We start from the raw sequence: 21,946 nt of genomic DNA, 5'->3' as shown, positions 1-21,946 counted from the left end.
CACAAAATCAGGACAAAGAGGGTCTTTCGTGCCTAGGCTCGAAACAACTGGGCCGACGCACTGGGCAGGGGCCTGCTCTGGAGTTCGCATGACGACTTCACACAGCCCTTGGGCAGGGTGGGCAATCGCCGCCGCAGTAATGACGCTCGTCATCGCCGGGTGTTCATCGTCGATCGACACCACCGGACCGACCGTGCTCACGACGTCGACCATCGACAGTCGAGGGGGGATCCCGCGCGGCTATCCGACCGAAACCGACGTCACGTCGCCGTTGGTGATCTCGGCGCTCGGGCCGAATCCGATCCCTGTCACCGGGACTGACGGAATGCTGCACGTGGCCTACGAGATCGAAGTGCTGAACTTCTCACCGCGGCCCGCGACCATCACAAAGATCGAAACGCTGGCCGGGGGACCGGACGGGACCGTCGTATCGACCCTCGATCAGGGCCAAGTATCTGCGCGTTCGATTCTGGTAGGGAACTTTTCCTGGACGCCGTTCACCGAGATCCCGGTGGGGCGCACTGTGCTGATGGTGCTCGACGACGAATACGAGAGCCCCGACGATGTTCCGTCTGTGGTGACCCATCGACTGACTGCGACGTTTGGCCAAGCAACGCCGGAGGACGCTGCCAGTGCTGCACGATATCCCGATAACGTCACGCAGTTCGGCGGAACAGTGATGACCAGCACAGACTTGCCGGTGGTTATCGGTCCGCCACTAGCCGGCGACAGTTGGGTGGTCGGGGACGGTTGCTGCGGGCTCTCGCAGCATCGCGCCGGGATGATGGCGGTCGGTGGCAGGATCAACGGCACCGAGCGATTTGCCGTCGACTGGCTGAGGATCGACCCGGATGCAGTCCCGCTCAGCAGGTCTCGTGGTGACGGATCGAAAAATGAGGACTACTTCGCCTACGGCGCGCCTCTGCTGGCGGTGGCCGACGGCACCGTCGTGGCTGTCGTGTCGGGCGAGCAGGACCAAGTGCCGCAACAAGTTCCGAAGGACATGCCGTTCGATCAATTGGGTGGCAACTACGTCATCATCGACATCGGCAACGGAAACTATGCGTTCTATGCCCACCTGAAACCGATGTCGGCGACTGTGAATGTAGGGGATCTGGTGACCATGGGTCAGGTGATCGGGAACCTCGGCAACTCGGGCAACACCTCAGAAGCGCATCTGCACTTCCATGTGTCACGGGCGGCGGTGCCGCTGTCCGGCGACAATGTGCCCTACGAGATCGACAGCTTCACGTTTGTCGGATCGGCAGATACCGGCGCTCTCGTCAAGGGACCGAACGAGGGCGACCGCACCGACCAGTTGCCGCTCGACGGGGCAGTCGTTAATTTTCCGCCTGTGCCCTGATTTTCAGACTTTCTCGGACATCAACCTTCCATCCGCTCGTGTCGGTCTACTGTGAGTCCATGGGGCGAAGGGGCAGACACGCTGCAGTATTGCTGTCAATCGGGACGTTGGCGCTGACCGGTTGTGTGTCCAATACAGATGATCCGAAAACCTTTACCGCCGTGGTGACCGTCATCGGGGACGCTGAACGAGCCGATCCGGATTCCGGACAGTGCATCGTCGGAACAATCCCGGTGGCGCCGAACGACACGATATTCGTTGATGGAGGAAGCGGCGCCGCATCGACAAGGTCTGTGCTGGAAGTCGATTCCGTGGAACAGAATCCCGATGGCACCGGTACCTGCACGTATGTGGCGCGCTTCGATGCCATCCCCGCGAATCAACGCAATTACTCACTCACGGTCAGCAGTTCAGCGCCCTACGCGGGGAGTTTCACGTCACCGGATTTCACCGCGGACGAACTAGAGAAGGGCGCGACATTCCATCTTCATGCGTCGACTCCTGAACCATGATCAGACCCGCGAGCCGGTGGCGCCTGTGATGTCAGTCTGGCCACTGCCGCGGTGGGATACTGCGGATCATGAATTGGAAGAGTCCCACCGAGACAGGATGGTCTGTGCGTATCGCGGCGGACCTCTCGTCCGTCGCGATATTCGATCCTGCCGGAATAGTGCGCGCCGAACTCTTTCCAGCCGCCGGCGACGAATTCATCGCGCATTTCGGCAGGTTGAAGCGGGAGACGCTGGCCGAACGGATCGATCGATTCGGCCCCGCGCTGACCAAGGGTACGCCCGCGACCTTACGATTCCCGGACGGTACCGCTGTGAGCGTTACGGACGAGAAGCGTCATGGGATGCGGCGCAGGAACAAACTCTGCGAAGTTGCGGTCGCTGGGCGTCACTATCGGTTCGAACATTCCTCAGGTCGTAAGGCAGCAGCGCGGCGCGACGGAAACGAGCTGGCCCGGTACGTGCGTGCGCGTGGACTTCGCGCAATTGCGGTGTCACGCAAGAATTCGTCCGCAACAGACGACATCGACGAGTGCGTGCTGACGCTGTTTCAGAAGGTAATCTTGCCTGGGCGTGAGGGTGCATTCGGCGAGATCATGTCCGCCCTCAGTATTTGAACATCTGGCGCAGCTGCGCACCTCGGTCGATCCGGGGATGCGTCGTCGGGCAGTTGAGCAGAAGGACCGAGAAATAAGACGAGTTTCGATATGCAAGTACAGTAGTACGTAGGATATGTTGCGGGACAGTGCCATTGATAAGTTGCTGTCGTTGCTCAACTTGCGGAAATTCTGGGCCGCCGTGACTGGGATCCACCGGATGCATGACGCCCCTCTCGATATTCTGCGAGGGGCGTCAGCGTGGTCTAGTCGATCGTGATGACGGTTTTGCCAATGAGCTTGCCGCTCGCGGCTTCTTCGTGGACGGCTCGTAGCTGCTGCAGTGGCCGGTGATCGACAACGGTGAGTTCGAGGCGGCCCTCGTCGAGGCGGGACACCATGTCTGCCAGGTGGGAGCCGTTGGGCGTCACCCATACGCTCGCAGTTCGCACCGAGCGCTCGTCGTCGGCGGGTACGGCCCCGGCGGAGCTGACCGCGATACCGCCGTCGGCAACGAACGGGGTTAGCTTCGCAAGTCCGTCCGCATCCAAACGCACGTGATTGACGACCACGTCGAAAGGCCCGCCTATGACGGCAGGACCCGCATCTAGGTCCAGCGGGCCGACAACCTTCGTGGCGCCGTAACCGTGTAGACGAACGGCGTGCTGTGGTCCGTCGACGGCGGTGACGGTAGCGCCGGCGTCGACCGCAAGCTGGACGACGAGGCTTCCCACCGCGCCACCGGCTCCGTTGACGAGCACGCTCTGCCCCTTCTGGATGTCGGCCAGTTCGATGGCGGCCTGCCGGGCGGCGAGGCCGGCGAGTGGAAGGGCTGCGGCATCGGTCAAGGTCACGGCTCTGGGCGCCGCGGCGAGGAGATCGCCCGCGATCACCGCGTACTCTGCCGCGCCGCCATGCTGGTCCAGGGGAAACATGCCGACGACGCGATCGTCGACCTGCAGTCGGCTGACCTCCGCGCCCAGCTCGACGACGGTGCCCGCAACGTCCAGACCAGGCGTGATCGGCAATGTGGTGGGAATGGCTTCTGCGAGCACCCCTAAGCGGATGTGGTCGTCTACCGGGTTGAACGACGTGGCGGCGACCTTAACCAGCACCTGGCCGAGACTGGGTGCTGGACGTGCCACTTCCTCTTCTTGCAGAACCTTGGTGTCGCCGAACTTGTGGTAACGAATCGCTTTCATGGACTCTCCTCGTGTGTGGTTGTCGGGTCCAGCAGGGTCTGCCCGGCTGGGCTGTTGGGCCGCGCGGCCAGCTTTCGGTGAAAGGCACTCGACGAGTACCTAGCTGCGACCACCTGACTTGCCTAGGCAAGTAAGAACACGATGACTGACTTGCCTAGGCAAGTCAAATGGCTGGGAAGGATGTACGCTTTGGCACCATGACGACTTCGCCGCGATGGCTTGACGAAGACCAGCAAGCGGTGTGGCAGGACCTGCTTACCGTTGTCATCGCACTGCCGACGTTGCTCGATCGGCAATTGGAGCAGGACGCCGAGACATCGAACTTCGAGTACAGCGTCCTCGCGCGCCTGTCGATGGCCGCCGACCTGACGATGCGACTCAGTGACCTGGCTGCGCAGTGCGACAGTAGTCAGCCCCGAATGTCGAAGCTGATGGTCCGTTTCGAGCAGCGCCAGTGGGTCACTCGCCGCCCAGACCCGGATAACGGGCGCTACACACTTGCCACGCTGACCGAGGCCGGGCTCCAGAAGGTTGTCGACAGCGCGCCCGGCCACGTCGAACGCGTGCGAGAGTTGGTCTTCGACCCTCTCAGTGCGGCGCAGCAGCGTGCTCTGGGCGCCGCGCTTGCCCGCATCGCAACCACGGTGCGCCAACAGTTGAACGGCACCGAATCTGGAACCGGTATTCTCCGCCCTCAGGCGTAGCTCCGCTGCGGTGATCCGTCGAATCCTTGCCCCAACAGCACTCTCCGCCGATCTCGTGACACGGCAGGTTGGCTCGGCCGGTGACCGCGCTCGGACGAGCAGTGGAGGATATAGACCCACGGATGTCAGATTGCTTGGTCTACAATAGATTTCGACTGGGTGTGTCAGATCGATCGCGGCGCCCTTGACGACGCTGGTGTCTGGGCTTTGCAACAGCAACTGCATCCAGGGAAACCGACAGTGGGCGACCTGAACTCGTCTTCGGGGATTCGGTGGGTGCTGAGTCCAGCGGCGGCAGGCGGAGTTTCGTTTGCGAAGCCGATAGAGGGACTCGAGGATCCCGGCAGATTAGATCGCATCTCTCGATGAAACGGCTACCAGTCGGCGAGAATGACACGATGGCAACCGAAGAACAGCGAGACAACCGATCGCCGACGAAATGGCTCAGTGCAGTATTTTGGACGCTCATCCTGGTGTTCGTGTATATCCTGCTCGGATTCTTCGACTGGTGGACTGGTCTGGTGTTCGTAGTTGCCGGGGTCGCGCTCACCTACTTCTGGTGGAGAAAGGTTCGGCGCAGTGAGTCTTCGGTTCTGTTCGGTTTCACGTGCGCGTGTTTTGCCGCCTTGGCGCTAGTCACGAGCGGAGCAGCGGTACTTGCACCCCTTTCCGCCTCGGTAGACAGTGTCGGGTCGCGCATGGTGGACTGCGGTTCCGTGATCAACCCGGTGCCGGAAAAGGAGCTGAGAGTGACAACTTCCGGCTCGAGTGAAACGGCGAAGCAGTCCTGGCCGGATGTATCGCAGTCCTCACTACAGAGGATGTGCTCGGATCGGCTCAGCTACCGAGGTAGTCGAGCGGCAGGACTGACCTTGGTCGGACTCCTCCTCGCAGCACGCGCAACCGGGCACCTCATTACTCCGACCGAGTCGCGAACAGGTGATGCCAAGACTCGCCATTTCTGACGTTCACAGCGGCGTCGAATTGGCGCCGGAGGCAGTCGCGAATACACCACCGAATCTCACAGCACGAACTGAGCGCGGGTTTCGGGCGTCCAAGATTGCGGAACGGGAGCCGTTCAGCGTCGGTGCGTGCCTTTGTATTCGGGGGTGAATGGCCGACTATTTGTCAGGGATAATGAGCGGATGAGCCTGAGCGTATGCACAGATGTGTCGGCATCCGATTGGTTAGTCGGGCAGGATATGCCGTGGTACCAACTGTCGGCCAAGGGGCCGGTTGGATTTCCGGCATATGCAAGGCTCCGATTCCTTCCCGACATTCCTTCCGAGGGCCAGCAGGCAACGGATCTGGGTTTTGCGGAAAGTTGGTATGTGGAGAACCCCGGGCAGTTCGCAACCGTCCTGGAATTACTATCCGGCTACACCTCCACGCCGGATAACTGCTATTTCTGCTTGTGGGACGGCTGGGGATGTGAAGTCATCGGCGATGACATTCCGATAGTGAAGATTCCCAACCGTGACTACTGGCTGTTCCGCGGTGCATTGACGGATTGGGATGACTGGGGCCACGATGTCCAGTTTGACCCGAGGGGTGCGTCCGACGCGGATCCTGCCTTCATATGGCCGGCGGATCATGCATGGTGTGTTGCAAACGATGTCGATCCTGACTTCGCAGTGATCGGTGGACCCACAGAAGCGATTGAAGTGCTCATCGCCGACCCTCGGATCGACGCGGTAACCGTTGCCCCGTACACGCCCAAGGACCCAAACCGCTACTACTGAATGTCTTTGAATGGCAAGAAAAATAACCTTTCGTGTCGGCAACGGAAACGCCGACCGAAACTATCAACCAGTCGCGCTACTAACGGACAAGTAGCGCTCAACAAATGACTGGATGGTGGAATACCGCCGACATCGAGCGATTTCAGATGCTGGAGCAAGGTCCATTCCCAAGCGCGGGCGGTCGTCTCCCTCGAGGTGCCCGCTCCACACCTCGGTGCGCGACCCGCCCGTCAAGCGGGGTTACATGGCCAGGATATGGGTCTTGAAGTAACAGTTAGCTTTTCATCGTCCCCGGAATTTCGCAAGTCTCGAATTCTGCACATCCACCAGTCAACGGCGATTTATCATCACTGGATGAAACATAGCGCCGTCGCTATACTTGCGAATGTTGAATACTCCTTCAGTCTGCTGTGTTGCCGACATGCGATGCAATGTGCAGGCAGGCCGTTACCGACGCCGCCCTGAAGGTCTTCCGACGTGAGGGCTTCGCACGAACCAGTACCGATGCCATCGCCACCGAGGCGCTGTCTTCGATGTGGAATTGTTTGCCTAACGGTGCCGACCTAGCGATCCCGATGGCGCTCTGCGCGAGCAAAGAGCCGCTTGCACTGTCTTTCAGTGCAATTCACTGAAGGCTGCGGATTCTGCAGCGCGAGATCCCAGCACTCGCGTCACTTTCATAGATCGAAATCAGTAGTCGCCGACGACTATGTTCGGGAAGCGATACCAGCCTCCATCGATGCTTTCCAAGCGGAGTTGCCTCGCAATCTTCTCGGAAACGCCGTTTGGGGCGTACACCCAACCGGGGTTGTCCATGAAGTCGAGCCCGTCGCGGGCATCGTGGAAGTACACGTGGCCTTGGCTACTCACATTGGCGTAGGAGATATCGAATCGGCCGATTCGTTGATCACGACGGTATCCGTCGCTGTCAGGGTCGCGCGGCTCCTGAAGAAGTTGTTGCGCAACGTCTTCGAACTGAGTTCTGTACTTGTCGAAGTGCGGACGACCGACTGCCGTGACCATGATGGCGCACGCCACGAGTACCGGAATTGCGACAATCGACCACGACCACCGACGTCCCCGAACGATCGTCACGCCGAGTAGAGCGAGGGCGATCAGTGCCGTGAGAACCCAGAGGCTGACGGCGCCGGCAATCGCGATCGCGCTGTCGGCAGGTTTTGGCCATGAGAAATTGCATTTCACCGCAACGTACAGTGACGAAGCTGCTGCTGCGACGAATGTGTTTGCCCAGCCAACGCGGTGATGCCGAGTTCTCCACTGACTGAGTGTGATCCACGAGGTGACATTAGCGGCCGAATCGACCATTCAGCGACAACCGAAGACGCGCATACCTTCCGAACCCTCGAACACCAGGACGTGTTCCTCTCTCAGTCATCTGAGTTTTGTAGGCTTGGGTAGTAAGTGAGAGCTTGCTTTAGTTCCTTCGTTTCGGCTGAGTAAAATTTTGTAATCAGCTGATCGAAGTGAAGTCCGGACTTCGAGAGGGCGTGCACGAGTTGGTCGCCGAGGACGGTGTGGTCCCCGGCACCACGGAGGCCAATTAATATCTCCCACAACTGAGTTCCCGTAGGCGGTGGTTCTGGCCGGTTCTCGGCGTGAAGGGTCGCGACGCGCTCGGAGGCCAGCACGGGATTGAGGATTTGCCAGCGCCCGTGAGCGGCGAGTGTGTCGGCAAGAGCCTGATTCAGCGCAGCGAAATACTTGGAAGCACTCGCTTCGTCCGCGTAGATCTGCAACACCTGCTCGACAAGGTCGCCGTGATGGAACGGCGCCGGCGGATCCGGTTGGACATCCCAAACGCTGCCCACGGATACCGGTCGACCGCCGACCGCGGCATAGTCGGTGACGGTGGATTCGACTAGGCACAGCATCGGATGCGCGTAGAGAGCCGCTAAACGTGCTTGGGCCGAGAAGATGTCTAAGACTGCGGTGGCGGTCCGCCGGTCTATGCGCGCGAGAGTGTCGTAGCCGGAGATCGCGAGAACGGTGCCCAAGCTGGTGGGATCGCTTCCGTAGGCGAAACTGGCGACGTCGGAGAGCACGTCGGCGAACGCGTCAAGATTCCGTCCGTAGTAGGAGGGGAAGGACATGGTCTTCGCGAAGGCGGTGTGCATATCCTCGACGTTCGTCCACGAATGGGCGTCGACGCGGTGTACCAGGTACCCGAGATCGGTGAGGCGGGTGCAAGCGCTGTCGAGTTGAAACACAGTGTCATATCGGTATACGTTGCCGTTTTGCAGTAGGCTCCAGTCGAAGCGCTGTCGCTGGGCATCGAACATCTCGCGATCGGTCGGATCGAACACCACGTTGCGTGCCATATTCTGAGCGTATATCGGCGCGTACGCAGAACGTGTCCGATCAGATGCCCGGACTCTCGAGCACATACTCCCTGACGGCAAGCGGATTGCATGCTCTTTCTTCTGCTCGTTTCCCCGCTCCCGAGAGTCGCGCCAATCCCGAATCGGATCCCTGCCTTACCCGGCCTAGCCGATGAGCGGCATCCAACCCTGACCAACCTACGACAGAATCGAGTGAAAGCTTATGTCCATCAACATAATTAGGATCGGCACGGAACGGTCGATCATCGAGAACATGCTCGACCAGAATCGCGAGGCACTGATCGAGACTGTACGAGGCCTGTCTGAGGCTGACTCCCGCCGACGGCTCGTCGCCTCGCTGACAACTCCGATCTCGTTGATCAAGCATGTCGCTGCCGCGGAACGGATCTGGTTTCAACGGATTTGGGCAGGACTCGATGAATTCGAATGCGATGGGTACTCGCGCCGCGACGAGGGCACCTTCGCTGTCGCCGACGACGAGTTGCTTGCTGATGTCATCGCCGAGTTCGAGCGCGCAAGCCAACGATCGCGGGAGATCGTGTCCCGTTTCGACCTTGACGACACCATTGACAACCCGCGCGAGGGAAAAGTCAGCATGCGATGGACACTGCTTGCCATGATCCAAGAGTTCGCCAGGCACGCAGGTCACGCCGATATCCTTCGTGAACAGATCGAAAAACCCATACTGTGACAGCCGAATTCGTGATGGAGTACCGCTGCGCAACTTGCGCAGTCATGGGAGCCGCCGACGGAAGTTCCGTTCTTCGCCAACCGTGCGAAGTCTGCGGCCTTACGCGCTGCAGACATACGCGTTGAGCGGTCGAACTTCCCGGTGACGTTCGTCGACCGCGCCGGGCTCAACATCTCCGAGTTGACCGACGAGCAGCAGGCGGCGGCATTGAAGGTGCTCGAAGCTCTCCTCAGTGATGAAGGGTACGAGACCGTCACCGGCATTATGGGCGGCGCCGAGTTCCTGCACGAGAACAGCAGTTCGACCGAGGAATCTTTGGGCCAGTACTACATCGGGTTCTTCGGTGACCCGTCGGACTCGGGCACATGGGAGCCTCAATTCGGTAGCCACCACCTTGGTATCAACGCAACGCTGGATGGCTCGGCTGACTGCATTGCGTTCGCCGCGACGCAGGCTGAAGACCGAGGTACAACCATTCGCAACCACCTACGAGACCGCATTCGCGTTCTACGGCAGCTTGACCGAAGAGCAGCAAGCTCAGCTCTATCAGGGCGAGAGCGTATCCACCAAGGTGTGTGCTCCGAGAAGTACCTGTGATTACCCACGGGAACGGGTATTGCGGGCTCTGACCTGACGGAGGAACAGAAACAACTTCTGCTCGACGTGATTGCGAACTGGGTGGGCCTGGCCGACGTCGCGGGATACACAACCTCGGGTTGGGGTCACATCCACACCATCTACCGAGACCCCACCAATGACTATGTCAACAGTGTTACGCAGCAGGAAGCTTCAGGCATGGGCGGCGGGGGAGCGCCGGCAGGGTCGATGGGCACCCCGCCGAACGGCGGCTGAATCTGTGAATTGAGCGTTCGCAGGGGATCGCTCAACCCCTTGGTTGCGGGCCTGTGTACGGTCGACCGTTATGCGAATGTTAGCCTACGCTAACCTAAATCCTGACGTGATGGTGAGAACCCACTCACCACGCAACGGCCTCAACGAAGTGGGCCATCAGGAAGACCCGAGCGCCTAACGGAGACGACGCGATGAGCATTCAGACGGACTACGACCTCGATGAGTCGAGAGACGAGGACGTCGGTCGCTATCCCCAAACCGCCGCGCCGCGCCGCGGCGTTCATTGGCCGACCGTTGCGGTTTCCGCGTGCGCGGCAATGGTTGTCGGCGTAGCTATCCCCGGGCTCGTTCTGTTCGGTATGCAGCTCGGTGACCAGGAACGTCAGGTGGTCGTGACCATGGCTTCACCTGCGGGGGCTGGCACCGCGGGCTCGACCGCCGCTGCGGCCAACGACGGCGTCACGGTGCTCGAACCTCAGGTTCCGGCGCCGGCGGCCGCCCCCGCACCTGCAGCGTCGGCGGCGGTCAGCGCCCCGGCAGCGGGCGCAGCACCTGCCTCGGCCAGCGCTCCGGCGGCGAGTGCCGCGCCGGCGGTTGCATCGGCACCCGAGGGGCCGTCGACGCCGGACATCGCCGAACTGAACAGTCAACTCCAGCGCGGACTCAACTCGGCGACAAGTGACGCGGAGGTCGCTTCCGCGCTCGAAGGCGGCGCAGCCGGCGTACCCACCGTGCGCGCTGTGGGAAGCGCCCTGAACATCGCGGCCGGAATCTATCGCTGGGATCTCACGGACCCGGTCACGGTGACCGACGAGGTGGCGCGCGCCCAGCTCGTGACCTCGTTGCCCGGCTCTGCGCCGGGACAAGCGACCCTCAAATGGTATTGGATCGACGGGCAGTGGAAATTGAGTAACGACAGTCTTTGTTTCCTGGCGCATCGCGCTATGGCCACGTGCACCGTCCCGGGTAATCCCGGCGGACCGAATGGACACCCGCTGTGAAGCGCGCACTCTCCGCCGCATTTGTTGCCCTCGCACTTCTCCTGACCTCGTGCGGCGGGAACTCCCTCGACACTGCCGAGGGGGAAACAGTCACCGTCACCGGCAAATTCGGTGAAGCCCAGGTACCACTCGGCGCCGAGCGGGTGCTCCCGTTGTCGCCGCAGGACGCGGACATGGTGATCTCGATGGGTGTCTCACCCATTGCACTGCCCACCGATACGAACATTCTCGTCTCGACAAACGGCGTCGGGGCGTGGCCTTGGCAGGTCGATGCATTGGCCGACATGGGGTATCAGGTGTTGCCGCCGAACCCCGGCGGTGGCGTCGACGCGCTGTTGTCCGCCGGTGACAAGGAGATTCCGACACTGCTGTTCGAGGGTGACCCGCAGTCGTACGTCGAACAAATTGTGGCCCTTGATCCTGACGTCATCGTTGCCACGGGGCAATGGAGTCTCAATGAGCGTGCCTATGAGCAGCTTTCGAGCATTGCCCCGGTCGTGCATTTCGACGAACAGGCAAACGTGGAACCTTGGCAGGACTCGACGCGCAAGATCGGCAAGGCGCTCGGCAGGGAGGACGAAGCGCAGGCCGCCGTCGGATCGGCCGAAGCCGACCTGGCTGCCGTCCGCGCAGCGCACCCAGAATTCGAGGGCGTGAATTTCAACGCGGTGATCGGAGATCTGAACGGGCAGCTGTACATCCTCGCCGGTGAGGATCGCGGTATCGGAATGCTCATGAATGACTTGGGTTTCCAACTGACCGACTGGGCGCAGACAGTGCCGACCGATGCTGACGGGCGAGGAGTGATCAGCTACGAGTATGTCGCCCAACTCGACACCGACATCGCGGTTGTCATCTCACCAGCGGGGGACATCGACTACATGCGCGACAACGAGCAGTGGCGCAATCTGTCTGCAGTCCAGCGCGGTTCGGTTGTGTCGATTGCCCGCAACTCCGGAGTGCCGAACGCACTGGGCTTCCCGTCCCCGATCTCGCTCCCGTGGGGTGCGGATCGAATCACCAACGCGCTGAGCACCGCAGTCTCACGTGCATCGTGATCCAAGCGGTCGTGAATCTCAAGGTGTAGACAGCGCGTCGTAGCTCCGAGTCGGGGGAGTCTTCTCGCTTGCAGTCACATTTTCGGAAGGGTTGGCAGAGTATCTGCCAACCCTTCCGTTTTGTGGGGAGAGCGCAAGATGGGCGCGGTTGAGCTGTGCCGCGGTCGTGGGGCATTGCTGCATGACGGCCAGGTTCAGCTAGATCAGATTGGCGAATTCCCTTTGGCGGAACGTTTCATTCGCAAAGTCAAATAGTCAGTGGGCGACGGAAACACTAATTTACCGAATATATTTACGAAGTTCGATCGACCCAACGCACACCAGAAACCGACCACGTCACCAACCGTTCACTCACCTCGCAACATCTACGAGAAGGGGGTTGGTCGTCAGAACGACCCGAACCCCACGATGCCGGCGACATCATCAGGGTTGAACCGGTGAAGCATCACCGAATTGTTCTCGTTGCCGCCGACGGTGGTGACAATGCCGGCGTCATTGCGGAGCACGATGTTGACGTGCTGCCCGAAGGGGCTGGAATCGTCGTACAGAATCGTGTCGCCGGTCTTCAGTCGATAGTCCTGACCGAGCGGCACAAATGTTCCGACGGATTCGTAGTACTCCTGCAGTGTGTAGACGCCGGGGATTCGCCACGAACCGGAATTGGGGTTCGAATACGGCATGCCGATTTTGTTCATATTCCAACTGACGAAGTCAGCGCACCAGGATTCTTCGACACCTTCGGCATACGTGGTGCCGGGTGCACCGGATTCCCATTCCTTCTCGAGTGTCGCCAGTAGTTCACTCTGTGACTGACTTAGTGTGCTGCGGTCGAGGGTGGGGAAGGCGTCGAGTGTCTCGCCGGCAAGCGCGTCGTTGCTACGCGTGACCCACCAGAATCCGCCGGCGATGACAATTGCCAGCACAGCGCAGAATCCGACCAGAACCACAAACGTGGATCTGGTCGGATTCTTGTCTGCTGACATCACGCCACAATAGCGAACAATCGGTTTCTACTCGATCGGCGCTGCCGAGCGGTCGATAGTGGTGGCCAGCGGCTTCTCCTTGACGAAGAGCAAGAGGATCACCGCTGCGACTACCAGCGGAACGAGGTACATGAAGATCGGGGCGAGCGCGTCGTTGTAGGCGCCTACGATGATTTCGCGGATTTGATCCGGCAATTTCCAGAGGATTCCCGGAGTCAACGAGTTCTCTTCACCGCCGACACCGCCGCCGCCGGCTGGCAACCGCTCCGCGAGCAGATTCGACAACCGGGATGCGAAGAGGCTGCCGACGATCGCGCTACCCAATGAGGCGCCGATCTGGCGAAAGAAGTTGTTCGACGCTGTTGCGGTGCCGACTTCGGCTGCGGGGAAGGTGTTTTGAACGATCAGGATCAGGATTTGCATGACCAGACCGAGACCGACACCCATGATCGCGATATAGATTCCGAACACGACAAGTGAGGTCGACGGAGTCAGCCTGGAAAGTAAGACCAAAGAGACGGCGACGATGGACGTGCCGACGATCGGAAAGGCTTTGTAGCGCCCGGTCTTGCTGACGATCTGCCCGGAACCGATCGAGGACACCAGCAGTCCCGCCATCATCGGAATCATCATCAGGCCGGCTTCGGTGGCGTTCTTGCCGGTCACCATCTGAATGTAGGTAGGAAGGTAGGCGAGAGCGCCGAACATCGCGATGCCGATGATCAGTCCGGCGGTGGTGGTCAGTACGAAGTTGCGCTCCGAGAACAGGTGCATGGGAATGACAGGTTCGGTTGCTCGTCGCTCGACCATGACAAAGGCAATTGCGCTGACGATGCTGCCGATGATCAGCCCGATGATGACGGCCGAATCCCAGTCGTAAGTGTTGCCGCCCCACGTCGTGAACAGGATCAAGCAGGTTGCCGAGGTTGCAACCAGGATCATGCCGGGGTAGTCGATGGACGGCTTGCCAAGCTTGGGCTTGGGTAGATGCAGGAATGCCGACGCACTGGCTATCGCGAGCAGACCCAACGGGACGTTGATCCAGAACGCCCACCGCCAACCGATGCCTTCGGTGAACCAACCGCCCAGGAGTGGGCCCGCGACCGACGCGAGGGCAAAAACGCCGCCCATCGCGCCCATGTAGCGGCCGCGCTGCCGGGCCGGAACAACGTCGGCGATGATGGCCTGCGACAGCAGAATAAGACCGCCGCCGCCGAGTCCCTGAACTGCCCGGCCGGCGATGAGCGTGGTCATGTCGTGGGACAAACCGCCGATTACAGAACCGACGATGAAAATGCTGATCGCACCGATGAACAGCCCTTTGCGGCCGATCAGATCGCCCATTTTTCCGTAGACCGGCATCATGATCGTCGACGCCAGGATGTATGCCGTTGTCACCCACACCATGTGGTTGACGCCGTTCAGTTCGCCGACGATGGTGGGCAACGCCGTGCTGAAGATCATCTGGTCGAGGGATGCCAGAAGCATCGTGATCATCAGGCCGACGAACACCAGGATGATGGATCTTTTGTCCGACGTGGTGTCGGGTTCGTCTGCGCTTCTGGGTGCAGCTTCTCGAGTGGACATAGGGCTCCTTGGTGACGAGAGCGGTAGACGAGCTAGTGGGCGGACCGCAGGATGTGGGCCATCAACGTCAATGCGGGATCCACGAGTTCGGCTCGCGGACGATCTCTTTCGCTTTTCTGCCAGGCACGAAACACGTATCGCATCGAGGCTCCGGCGATGATCACGGTGGCGGTGGCCTCATCGGCCGCCGCCATATCGGCGGGTAGTCGACCATGGGTTGGTCGTTCGAGTAGTTCCTCCGTGAGCATCCGGGTGAGCGTGTCCTCGAGTTCGTGGAACGTGGCCAGATGCTGTTGGAGCAAGGTCGGGTGTCGCTCGAACAATTGGCGTCGGTGGACGAGGAGATCGGGTCGTTCGTCCATGATCTTCATCGCTTCGGCGAAGACGGCCAGCGCTCCGTGGAGGGGGTCGTTCGGGTGGGCGTCGAGTAGTTCCGAGATCACCTCTGTGGGCGGGACGACTATCGCGATTCCGCCGATCGCTGCGTCCTTGGTAGGGAAGTAGTTGAAGAATGTGCGCGTGGACAGATCGCAGGCTTCGCAGATTCGTTCCACAGTCACCTCGTCGTAACCCAGTTCCAGCACGAGTTCGACGGCGGTGCGTTCGATCAGTTCGCGTGTCGCAATTCGCTTACGTTCTCGAAGGCCTAGTGTTTCGCTACCCATGCCTTCAATAATTGCACAGAGTGCAAACTTTCATCGAGTGCAAAATATTTCCCAATCGCTGGTTATGAAGTGCAAAAGTCGGACAGACGGGGCGGCGGATAGGCTGATCGCGTGGAAGACACCTTGCCGCCGTGCCCTGAATGTTCCAGTGAGTTCACCTACGAGATGGGTGCGCTCATGGTGTGCCCCGAATGTGCACACGAGTGGTCGACGGAAGACTCCGCCGCCGAAGAAGATGGCGTCATCAAGGACGCCGTCGGAAACGTACTCACCGACGGTGACACCGTGACGGTCATCAAGACACTCAAGGTCAAGGGCAGCCCCACCGGAATCAAATCCGGCACGAAGGTGCGAAACATCCGTCTGGTCAAGGGGATCGGTGATCACGACATCGACTGCAAGGTCGACGGTATCGGCCCGATGCAGCTGAAGTCGAGCGTCGTCAAGAAGGTCTGACGAACCCCGTCAACTCCGGGGTGCTCCGCTCGCGATTCGGGATCGCTCGGCCATGCCGTCACTTTTCACGATCACGTACACCAGTCCCGACACAAAGGGGACGAGGAGTAGGAAACACACCCAGAGTGCGCGCATCCACCCCGATGTCTGACGGTCACGGAACAGATCGGCGCTGATCTCGAACAGCAGTACCAGGTAAGACAGCAGCGCGAGAGAGATGACGCTGAGCCAGAAGACCGTCCAGAAAGAATCCATGTCTCGCGCTCCCGGGATCAGTGGTCGGTCGAGTGGTTGGAGTTCCCACTTCGGCTGCGGAATTCGTTGACGGCAGCTTCGATGGTCGGGAAGAAATGCGTCGCGTCGAATCGGTCGCCGACGCCGAATCTGATGAGTTTGTCTTTGATCGGCCCCTTCATCTCGGCAAACGCCAGCCGGATCCCTTTGCCTTCGAGGTAGGTGTCGAGGTCGACCAACTCGTCGACTGCGGTGGTATCGAGGCCGGTAATCGGCTCTGCTGCAATGACTACCCATTCGACGGGCGCCGGCGCATCGGCGACTACGGAGCGTACGTACTCGTCGAAGATCTCACCGTTTGCGAAGAAGAGGGGAGCGTCGAAGCGCACCAGCACCAGGCCGGGAATGCGCTGTCCATCTGGATGTCGTTCGACGTCGTGAAATCCCTGTAGGTGTGCGATCTCCACGAGTTCGGTGCGATGTGGCTGCCAGACTTGCGCTACCACCGCGACAAACGACAGGCCGATCGCCACGAGAATGCCCTGGAGTACTCCGACAAGTGCAACGCCGAGGAAGGCTGCGACAGCGAGGCCGAACTCCACGGTGCTCATGCGCCACATCCGGACCATTCCACCCACGTCGATCAGCGCGCAGGCCGCGACGATGACCACGGCTGCGAGTGTTGCATCGGGTAGGTACGCGGTGAGGCCTGGGGCGACGAGGACAAAGACCAGCACGGCGAGCGCGCCGACAACACCTGCCAATTGTGTATGGGCGCCGCTTTGTTCGGCTACAGGTGTTCGTGAGCCGCTCGCCGAGATGGGGAACCCGCCGAACAGTCCACCTGCCACATTGGCGACGCCGATTGCCTTCATTTCGGTGCTGCCGTTCACGTCTTCACCGTGCCGGGCGGCAAAGGTCCGGGAGAGAACGCCGGTGTCGGCAAATGCGATCAGAGCGATACCGGCCGCAGGTCCGATCAGGTGCCCGACGTCCTGCCAGCTGACGCCTCCTACGGAGGGCAGAGGGAGACCTTCAGGGAGAGCACCGACCATTCCGATGTCATCCGTGAGGCCGGCCGCGGCGGACAAAATGATTGCGCCGACGACGGCCACCAGGACTCCGGGGACAACGGGGACCCAGAGTCGGAACGCGACGATGACAGCAAGCGACCCGATTCCGACCGCGGCAGCAACGGGGTCGATATCCCCGCCTGCCACGGACTTTCCGATCTCACCTATTTCGCCGAGCAGACCGGACGCGTCAACGGAGAACCCCAGCAGTTTGGGAATCTGACCGATAACAACGACTAGCGCAATGGCATTGAGGTAGCCGAGTCGGATGGGTTTCGAGAGCAGTTCGGTGACAAAACCGAGGCGCAGGAACCCCCCGATCAGGAGGATGAGCCCGACGAGGATGGCCAGGACGCCGGCCAGGGCAAGTGCGTTGTCTTCATCGCCGACGATCGCCAGTGGCAGGATCGCGGCGGCGATAAGTGGCGCGAGCGACGAGTCTGGCCCCAGGACAAGGATTTTCGACGGCCCGACGAGTGCGTACGCGAGGAGCGGCACGATGGTGGCGTACAGGCCGGCGTATGCCGGGAGGCCTGCAGCTTCGGCATACCCCATGCCCGCGGGTATCAGCAGGGCTGTGAGGACAAGTCCGGCGGTGATGTCCGTACGCAGCCATTCGCGGTGATACCCCCGGGCCGTTGCGATCCCAGGCAGCCGACCCAGCCCCTTTGTCCACGACATATCGCGAATCCTTCCCGTCGCAGCCACAAAGCTCAGAAATCCGTTGAATCGGTCGCCCGGAGTGGGTACGACGAGTGTGCATCATTGCGCGTGAGCGCGCTGTGGGGCTACCGCAGCGGTGGGGGAGACAATGGTGTGCGACTTCAGGAGGCGTCGGCGTCGGAATGCCTTGTCCAACTCCACGACGATCGGAATGATCAGCGACCACCCGAGGCAGGCGAGCCACTGGCTACCCGTCAATGAGGTGGTCATGAGGAGATCCTGGAGTACTCCGGCCTCGACGGCGAAGACCGTGACGACGGTCGGGATAGCCAAGATCTTGAGCGCGCCGAGCACCGGTGGAATGAGGCCGGATTCCGGATCGCGGCGCATGGTCAGGCCGGCGAAGATGGAGCCCAACGACAGCACCACAAACGCCATGGTCATGGGAATATTTGCCTCGGTGGTACTCATCTCGCCTGGGGCTAGCAGCATTGCGGCAAGTGTGACGGCAAACTGCAGGATGCCGTAAGCCAGCCACTGTATGACCGCCCGTCGGTTGGCTATCGGCGTCTTGGGGTCACGGGGTGGTTTCTTCATCAGGTCCGGCGGCGGCGGGTCGAGCATGATGACCGCAACGGGGAACAGGGTGATGAAGAAGTGCTGGAACAGCACCATCAGCGGGGTGAGCGCAACACCTTCGTTGATATTGAAGATGCTCGCGGCCAGGAAGAGCAGAACCAGCGAGAACAATTTCGACATCTGGTAGCGGATGTAGGACACGATCTTGCCGTAGATATTGCGTCCCAGGCTGATTGCGGTGATGAGGGTCCCGAAGTTGTCGTCGGTGAGCACCATCTTGCCCGCCTGTTTTGTCACTTCGCTGCCTGACCCCATGGCGACGCCGATGTCGGCTTTCTTCAGTGCGGCTGCGTCGTTGACGGCATCACCCGTCATCGCGACAACCGCACCGTTTTTCTGCATGATGTCGACCAGACGCAGTTTGTCCTGCGGGGTGACGCGGCCGAAGACATGCAGGTTCGGCATTGCGTCCGACAGCTCCTCGTCGGTCATGGCCTGAAGTTCGCCGCCGCCGATCGCCCCTGGTCCCAGTCCGAGTTCGGCTCCGATCGCCGACGCGGTGATCGCGTGATCGCCGGTGATCATGCGGACATGGATGCCCGCCGTGTGGGCAGTGCGCACCGACTCGATCGCTTCCGGGCGAAGGGGATCGATGATGCCGGCCATGCCGACAAACGTGAGGTCCTCGACAAACGACATGGGGTCAGCCCCAACGGCTGATTCCTGCCCGTCGAGTCGTCGAACGGCAAACGCCAGCACCCGGAGACCCTTCTCGGACATAGCCCGGTTCGCGGCAGTCAGTTCTTCGCGGACCTCGTCGATCGGTACAGGTCGTCGGCCGGGCAGGAACGCTGCCCCGCACCGAGCCAGGACCACGTCCGGACCGCCCTTGACCAGTTCCACGAATTGGTTGCCGCCGTCCACCTGGAGATGATGGAACGTCGCCATGAACTTGTACGCCGAGTCGAAGGGAACCGTCGCCACCCGCGGGTACGTCTTTCTGGTGAGTGGGGCGTCGACGCCGATCTTTGCCGCGAGAACAACAAGCGCTGCCTCGGTGGGGTCGCCCACAACTTCGCCGGCATCGGAGACTGTGGCGTCGCTGTCCAGGCACAGACCGTAGGCGAGCAGCGTGAAGTCCGGCGGCGCCTCACCCGCGACCTGCGTGATTCTGCCGCTCTTGGCGTAACCCTCGCCCTCGACGATGTACCACCGGCCGTGGACGTACAACGACCGTACGGTCATCTGATTCATCGTCAGTGTGCCGGTCTTATCCGAGTTGATGGCGCTCGTCGCCCCGAGTGTCTCGACGTCGGTGAGGTTTTTCACGACGGCCTTCGCGTCGGCCAGTTGACGAGCTCCATACGCCAACATGGCCTGGACGAAAGTGGGAAGGCCGGTCGGGATTGCGGAAACTCCCATGGCAATACCCAGCAGGAGAAGCGTTGTCAGATCTTGGCCACGGATCACGCCGATAACCACGATGATTGTCACTGCGCCCCACGCGATGATCCCGAGCAGTTTGGTGAGCGAGTCGAGTTCGCGTTGCAACGGCGATTTGCCGGGTGCAACTGCCGACAACATCGACGCGATCTGCCCGATCTGGGTGTGCATCCCGGTTTCGGTGACCACCATGGTGGCGGTACCGCGGGTGACCGAGGTGTTCTGGAACACCAGGTTGCTTCGGTCACCCAGGGGAATGTCTGTGCTGCCCAGCGTCTTCGGATCCTTCGGGATGGGTGCGCTTTCACCGGTCAACGCTGCTTCTTGAGTTTCCAAGGTGGTGGAGGTGAGGAGGCGTCCGTCGGCGGCGACGATATCGCCCGCTTCGAGTTCGACGATATCGCCAGGCACCAACTCAGTAGCGTCGAGCTGGATCAGAGTCCCATCGCGGATTACCCGTGCTTGGGGCGTCTGCATCTTCGCCAGTGCGTCCACGCTGGCGCGGGCCTTCACCTCCTGCCGGGTGCCGAGCACGATGTTGAGTACGACGAGTACCGCAACGACGATGGCCGTGGGGATTTCGCCGATGACGATGCTGACCACAGCTACCGCGACAAGCATCAGATTCATCGGGTCCCTCAACTGCGCCAGCGCTATCGACCACATCGAGGGTGGTGGCGTCGACGCAATTTCGTTGGGCCCGTGCTGACGTCGACGGTCCACCACGTCCTCGGCACTCAGTCCCGACTCCTGATCAGAAGTCAGTGCTGCGAGGACGGATTCGGCACTCTGGGCATGCCAGGGCGTGTTCTCGGCCGGGTCTGTGTGCGCTCGATTCTGCGGCGCGGCTTCCGTGGGGCTCATGTGCCGCACGTCCTTTCCCTGGGCAGGATTTTCAGTAGGGGGTAGGAATCCAGTGCAGCGGTTGCTGGGGTGTCTTGTATCCGTCGGGGCGTTGTCGGTGTGGCAGTTTGATATCGGGATGTTCCAAAGGTTCGTACGGAATCTGACTCAGGATGTGGCTGATGATGTTGAGCCGGCCGCGCTTCTTGTCGTCGTTGACCGCGACATACCAAGGCGCCCATCCGGTGTCGGTATAGCGGAACATCTCGTCGCGGGCCCGTGAATAGTCGTACCAATGGCTGTACGACTTCAGATCGAGGCCCGACAACTTCCAGATTTTCCGCGGGTCGTCGATCCGGCTCTGCAGGCGCAGCATTTGCTGTTCCTCGCTCACCTCTAGCCAATACTTCAACAGAATGACCCCGGATTCGACGATTGCACGTTCGACTGTCGGGATGAGCTGGAGGAATTCGTGTGCTTGCTCGTTGGTGCAGTAGCCCATGACACGTTCGACTCCGGCACGGTTGTACCAACTGCGATCGAAGATGACTATCTCGCCGGCTGCGGGTAGATGCGGCACATACCGTTGGATGTACATCTGGGATTTTTCCCGTTCAGTCGGGGCCGGGAGGGCAACAACGCGGAAGACACGAGGGCTCACTCGCTCGGTGATCGCTTTGATCACCCCACCTTTTCCTGCAGTGTCACGGCCCTCGAACACGATGCAGACCTTGGCGCCGGAGGATTTGACCCACTCCTGCAATGCGACGAGTTCTGCGTGAACAGGCTTGAGATCACGGCGGTATTCCTTGTACTTCATCGGCTTTTCTGTCAAGGCTGAGGAGGGTTCCACGCCGGTAACTCGGGGAGCTTCGAGCTCAGAGTTCTTGTGTTTCTTGTGCTTCGACTTCTTTCCCACGCTCGCTCCTCGACACCCATATTCCGGACAGTGCTTCCACGCAGGACGTTCTTGATCAAACACACCCTTTGCTTGTGTATGCCCCGTGATTGGCAAAGTTATTCCTGGCTTGATCGAATCCCGAATCGTGATGCTTTCGAATCTATTTCGAGTCTTGACGGCAGCTGGCTACCGGACAGACGATTAGCCGATGACCGGCGACGAAGAGTTGCTCCAGGTCGAACAGGTGATTGCACGGCTGATCACCCGCTATCCGACCGTCTCACCCGCAGATATCGAACGAAGCGTGCGGATGATTCACGCACGATTCAAAAGAGGACGGATACGAGCATTCGTCCCGCTCCTCGTTGAAAAGGCGGCGCGAAGTGACATTGCCCGCGCTGCGTCCGAGATCGCTATGTAGTACCCGCTATGTAGTACCTC

At 60.6% G+C, this 21,946-nt stretch carries 23 protein-coding genes; 13 read left to right on the top strand and 10 right to left on the bottom strand.

All coding sequences use genetic code 11. From position 1 onward, the window contains the following. The first annotated feature begins 88 nt into the window (after nucleotides 1-88). The 3 genes from R4P64_RS18140 to R4P64_RS18130 all read left to right on the top strand — a co-directional run bounded on the left by R4P64_RS18140 (nucleotide 89) and on the right by R4P64_RS18130 (nucleotide 2,489). On the top strand, nucleotides 89-1,363 hold the full coding sequence (locus R4P64_RS18140; RefSeq protein ID WP_317540422.1) for a M23 family metallopeptidase: 1,275 nt from the start codon (nucleotides 89-91) through the stop codon (nucleotides 1,361-1,363). A 59-nt stretch (nucleotides 1,364-1,422) separates the two neighbouring features. After that, nucleotides 1,423-1,875, top strand: a complete 453-nt coding sequence (locus R4P64_RS18135; RefSeq protein ID WP_317822052.1) for a hypothetical protein — start codon at nucleotides 1,423-1,425, stop codon at nucleotides 1,873-1,875. 68 nt (nucleotides 1,876-1,943) lie between these two features. After that, on the top strand, nucleotides 1,944-2,489 hold the full coding sequence (locus R4P64_RS18130; protein ID WP_317540420.1) for a hypothetical protein: 546 nt from the start codon (nucleotides 1,944-1,946) through the stop codon (nucleotides 2,487-2,489). Nucleotides 2,490-2,734: 245 nt separating this feature from the next. Here R4P64_RS18130 and R4P64_RS18125 read toward each other — a convergent pair whose 3' ends face one another. Then, nucleotides 2,735-3,670, bottom strand: coding sequence for an NADP-dependent oxidoreductase (locus R4P64_RS18125; protein WP_317540419.1), 936 nt, complete (start codon nucleotides 3,668-3,670; stop codon nucleotides 2,735-2,737). A 197-nt stretch (nucleotides 3,671-3,867) separates the two neighbouring features. On the opposite strand from R4P64_RS18125, the gene R4P64_RS18120 reads away from it, so the two are divergent. From R4P64_RS18120 to R4P64_RS18110, 3 genes are all read left to right on the top strand, one after another. Continuing rightward, the gene (locus R4P64_RS18120; RefSeq protein WP_317540418.1) at nucleotides 3,868-4,374 is read left to right on the top strand and encodes a MarR family winged helix-turn-helix transcriptional regulator; all 507 of its coding nucleotides are present in this window, start codon (nucleotides 3,868-3,870) and stop codon (nucleotides 4,372-4,374) included. A 398-nt stretch (nucleotides 4,375-4,772) separates the two neighbouring features. After that, complete coding sequence (locus tag R4P64_RS18115; RefSeq protein WP_317540417.1) at nucleotides 4,773-5,339, top strand: hypothetical protein; 567 nt, start codon at nucleotides 4,773-4,775, stop codon at nucleotides 5,337-5,339. 126 nt (nucleotides 5,340-5,465) lie between these two features. Continuing rightward, nucleotides 5,466-6,116 (top strand): hypothetical protein, encoded by a 651-nt coding sequence (locus R4P64_RS18110; protein WP_317822049.1) that lies wholly within the window; start codon nucleotides 5,466-5,468, stop codon nucleotides 6,114-6,116. A 690-nt stretch (nucleotides 6,117-6,806) separates the two neighbouring features. On the opposite strand, the gene R4P64_RS18105 is transcribed toward R4P64_RS18110, so the two are convergent. Both R4P64_RS18105 and R4P64_RS18100 read right to left on the bottom strand, forming a co-directional pair. Continuing rightward, on the bottom strand, nucleotides 6,807-7,319 hold the full coding sequence (locus tag R4P64_RS18105) for a hypothetical protein (RefSeq protein ID WP_317540415.1): 513 nt from the start codon (nucleotides 7,317-7,319) through the stop codon (nucleotides 6,807-6,809). 185 nt (nucleotides 7,320-7,504) lie between these two features. After that, nucleotides 7,505-8,455 carry a barstar family protein gene (locus R4P64_RS18100; RefSeq protein WP_317540414.1) on the bottom strand — a complete coding sequence of 317 codons (951 nt, stop codon included), beginning with the start codon at nucleotides 8,453-8,455 and terminating at the stop codon, nucleotides 7,505-7,507. A 223-nt stretch (nucleotides 8,456-8,678) separates the two neighbouring features. Between R4P64_RS18100 and R4P64_RS18095 the strand changes: the two genes are divergently transcribed. The 5 genes from R4P64_RS18095 (at nucleotide 8,679) to R4P64_RS18075 (ending at nucleotide 12,078) form a co-directional block, all read left to right on the top strand. Further along, nucleotides 8,679-9,167, top strand: coding sequence for a DinB family protein (locus R4P64_RS18095; RefSeq protein ID WP_317822047.1), 489 nt, complete (start codon nucleotides 8,679-8,681; stop codon nucleotides 9,165-9,167). A 114-nt stretch (nucleotides 9,168-9,281) separates the two neighbouring features. Continuing rightward, a complete protein-coding gene (locus tag R4P64_RS18090) occupies nucleotides 9,282-9,764 on the top strand; it encodes a DUF3500 domain-containing protein (protein WP_317822095.1) in 483 nt (160 codons plus the stop codon). 66 nt (nucleotides 9,765-9,830) lie between these two features. Further along, nucleotides 9,831-10,019, top strand: a complete 189-nt coding sequence (locus tag R4P64_RS18085) for a hypothetical protein (RefSeq protein WP_317822046.1) — start codon at nucleotides 9,831-9,833, stop codon at nucleotides 10,017-10,019. Nucleotides 10,020-10,210: 191 nt separating this feature from the next. Continuing rightward, entirely contained in the window at nucleotides 10,211-11,020 is an 810-nt protein-coding gene (locus R4P64_RS18080) for a hypothetical protein (protein ID WP_317822045.1), read from the top strand. Then, entirely contained in the window at nucleotides 11,017-12,078 is a 1,062-nt protein-coding gene (locus R4P64_RS18075; RefSeq protein WP_317822044.1) for an ABC transporter substrate-binding protein, read from the top strand. The genes R4P64_RS18080 and R4P64_RS18075 overlap by 4 nt, the downstream gene beginning before the upstream one ends. Nucleotides 12,079-12,464: 386 nt before the next feature. Here the strand turns inward: R4P64_RS18075 and R4P64_RS18070 are convergent, their stop codons facing one another. Genes R4P64_RS18070 through R4P64_RS18060 form a run of 3 tightly spaced genes read right to left on the bottom strand, consistent with a single transcriptional unit; the run spans nucleotide 12,465 to nucleotide 15,313 of the window. Then, nucleotides 12,465-13,061 (bottom strand): CHAP domain-containing protein, encoded by a 597-nt coding sequence (locus tag R4P64_RS18070; protein ID WP_106939785.1) that lies wholly within the window; start codon nucleotides 13,059-13,061, stop codon nucleotides 12,465-12,467. A gap of 27 nt (nucleotides 13,062-13,088) precedes the next feature. Continuing rightward, nucleotides 13,089-14,648 (bottom strand): MDR family MFS transporter, encoded by a 1,560-nt coding sequence (locus tag R4P64_RS18065; protein WP_317822043.1) that lies wholly within the window; start codon nucleotides 14,646-14,648, stop codon nucleotides 13,089-13,091. Nucleotides 14,649-14,680: 32 nt separating this feature from the next. Beyond that, entirely contained in the window at nucleotides 14,681-15,313 is a 633-nt protein-coding gene (locus R4P64_RS18060) for a TetR/AcrR family transcriptional regulator (protein ID WP_033236164.1), read from the bottom strand. A gap of 111 nt (nucleotides 15,314-15,424) precedes the next feature. Here R4P64_RS18060 and R4P64_RS18055 point away from each other — a divergent pair, with 111 nt between their 5' ends. Further along, a complete protein-coding gene (locus tag R4P64_RS18055; RefSeq protein ID WP_045067564.1) occupies nucleotides 15,425-15,769 on the top strand; it encodes a zinc ribbon domain-containing protein YjdM in 345 nt (114 codons plus the stop codon). Between the two features lie 9 nt (nucleotides 15,770-15,778). Here R4P64_RS18055 and R4P64_RS18050 read toward each other — a convergent pair whose 3' ends face one another. From R4P64_RS18050 to ppk2, 4 genes are all read right to left on the bottom strand, one after another. Further along, entirely contained in the window at nucleotides 15,779-16,024 is a 246-nt protein-coding gene (locus R4P64_RS18050) for a hypothetical protein (protein WP_045067565.1), read from the bottom strand. 17 nt (nucleotides 16,025-16,041) lie between these two features. Then, the gene (locus tag R4P64_RS18045) at nucleotides 16,042-17,757 is read right to left on the bottom strand and encodes a SulP family inorganic anion transporter (RefSeq protein WP_045067567.1); all 1,716 of its coding nucleotides are present in this window, start codon (nucleotides 17,755-17,757) and stop codon (nucleotides 16,042-16,044) included. Nucleotides 17,758-17,838: 81 nt separating this feature from the next. Next, nucleotides 17,839-20,625, bottom strand: coding sequence for a cation-transporting P-type ATPase (locus R4P64_RS18040; protein ID WP_317822042.1), 2,787 nt, complete (start codon nucleotides 20,623-20,625; stop codon nucleotides 17,839-17,841). A 31-nt stretch (nucleotides 20,626-20,656) separates the two neighbouring features. Continuing rightward, complete coding sequence (ppk2, locus tag R4P64_RS18035) at nucleotides 20,657-21,523, bottom strand: polyphosphate kinase 2 (protein ID WP_141485850.1); 867 nt, start codon at nucleotides 21,521-21,523, stop codon at nucleotides 20,657-20,659. 190 nt (nucleotides 21,524-21,713) lie between these two features. On the opposite strand from ppk2, the gene R4P64_RS18030 reads away from it, so the two are divergent. Next, a complete protein-coding gene (locus tag R4P64_RS18030; protein WP_033236170.1) occupies nucleotides 21,714-21,926 on the top strand; it encodes a three-helix bundle dimerization domain-containing protein in 213 nt (70 codons plus the stop codon). Nucleotides 21,927-21,946: the final 20 nt, after the last annotated feature.

Origin of the sequence: Rhodococcus sp. IEGM 1366, assembly GCF_033142425.1 — a bacterium.
Classification (GTDB): Bacteria; Actinomycetota; Actinomycetes; order Mycobacteriales; family Mycobacteriaceae; genus Rhodococcus_F; species Rhodococcus_F globerula.
Note: the sequence above shows the minus strand (reverse complement) of the source record. Positions and strands in the feature narration are given on the sequence as shown.

Excerpts from the sequence above, each read along its gene's own strand:
- R4P64_RS18100 (WP_317540414.1), bottom strand. The coding sequence starts at position 8,455 with ATGGCACGCAACGTGGTGTTCGATCCGACCGATCGCGAGATGTTCGAT.
- R4P64_RS18125 (WP_317540419.1), bottom strand. The coding sequence starts at position 3,670 with ATGAAAGCGATTCGTTACCACAAGTTCGGCGACACCAAGGTTCTGCAA.
- R4P64_RS18095 (WP_317822047.1), top strand. The coding sequence starts at position 8,679 with ATGTCCATCAACATAATTAGGATCGGCACGGAACGGTCGATCATCGAG.
- R4P64_RS18045 (WP_045067567.1), bottom strand. The coding sequence starts at position 17,757 with ATGTCGTGGACAAAGGGGCTGGGTCGGCTGCCTGGGATCGCAACGGCC.
- R4P64_RS18080 (WP_317822045.1), top strand. The coding sequence starts at position 10,211 with ATGAGCATTCAGACGGACTACGACCTCGATGAGTCGAGAGACGAGGAC.
- R4P64_RS18135 (WP_317822052.1), top strand. The coding sequence starts at position 1,423 with ATGGGGCGAAGGGGCAGACACGCTGCAGTATTGCTGTCAATCGGGACG.
- R4P64_RS18050 (WP_045067565.1), bottom strand. The coding sequence starts at position 16,024 with ATGGATTCTTTCTGGACGGTCTTCTGGCTCAGCGTCATCTCTCTCGCG.
- R4P64_RS18065 (WP_317822043.1), bottom strand. The coding sequence starts at position 14,648 with ATGTCCACTCGAGAAGCTGCACCCAGAAGCGCAGACGAACCCGACACC.
- R4P64_RS18140 (WP_317540422.1), top strand. The coding sequence starts at position 89 with ATGACGACTTCACACAGCCCTTGGGCAGGGTGGGCAATCGCCGCCGCA.
- R4P64_RS18130 (WP_317540420.1), top strand. The coding sequence starts at position 1,944 with ATGAATTGGAAGAGTCCCACCGAGACAGGATGGTCTGTGCGTATCGCG.
- R4P64_RS18040 (WP_317822042.1), bottom strand. The coding sequence starts at position 20,625 with ATGAGCCCCACGGAAGCCGCGCCGCAGAATCGAGCGCACACAGACCCG.
- R4P64_RS18120 (WP_317540418.1), top strand. The coding sequence starts at position 3,868 with ATGACGACTTCGCCGCGATGGCTTGACGAAGACCAGCAAGCGGTGTGG.
- R4P64_RS18060 (WP_033236164.1), bottom strand. The coding sequence starts at position 15,313 with ATGGGTAGCGAAACACTAGGCCTTCGAGAACGTAAGCGAATTGCGACA.
- R4P64_RS18030 (WP_033236170.1), top strand. The coding sequence starts at position 21,714 with ATGACCGGCGACGAAGAGTTGCTCCAGGTCGAACAGGTGATTGCACGG.
- R4P64_RS18115 (WP_317540417.1), top strand. The coding sequence starts at position 4,773 with ATGGCAACCGAAGAACAGCGAGACAACCGATCGCCGACGAAATGGCTC.
- R4P64_RS18070 (WP_106939785.1), bottom strand. The coding sequence starts at position 13,061 with ATGTCAGCAGACAAGAATCCGACCAGATCCACGTTTGTGGTTCTGGTC.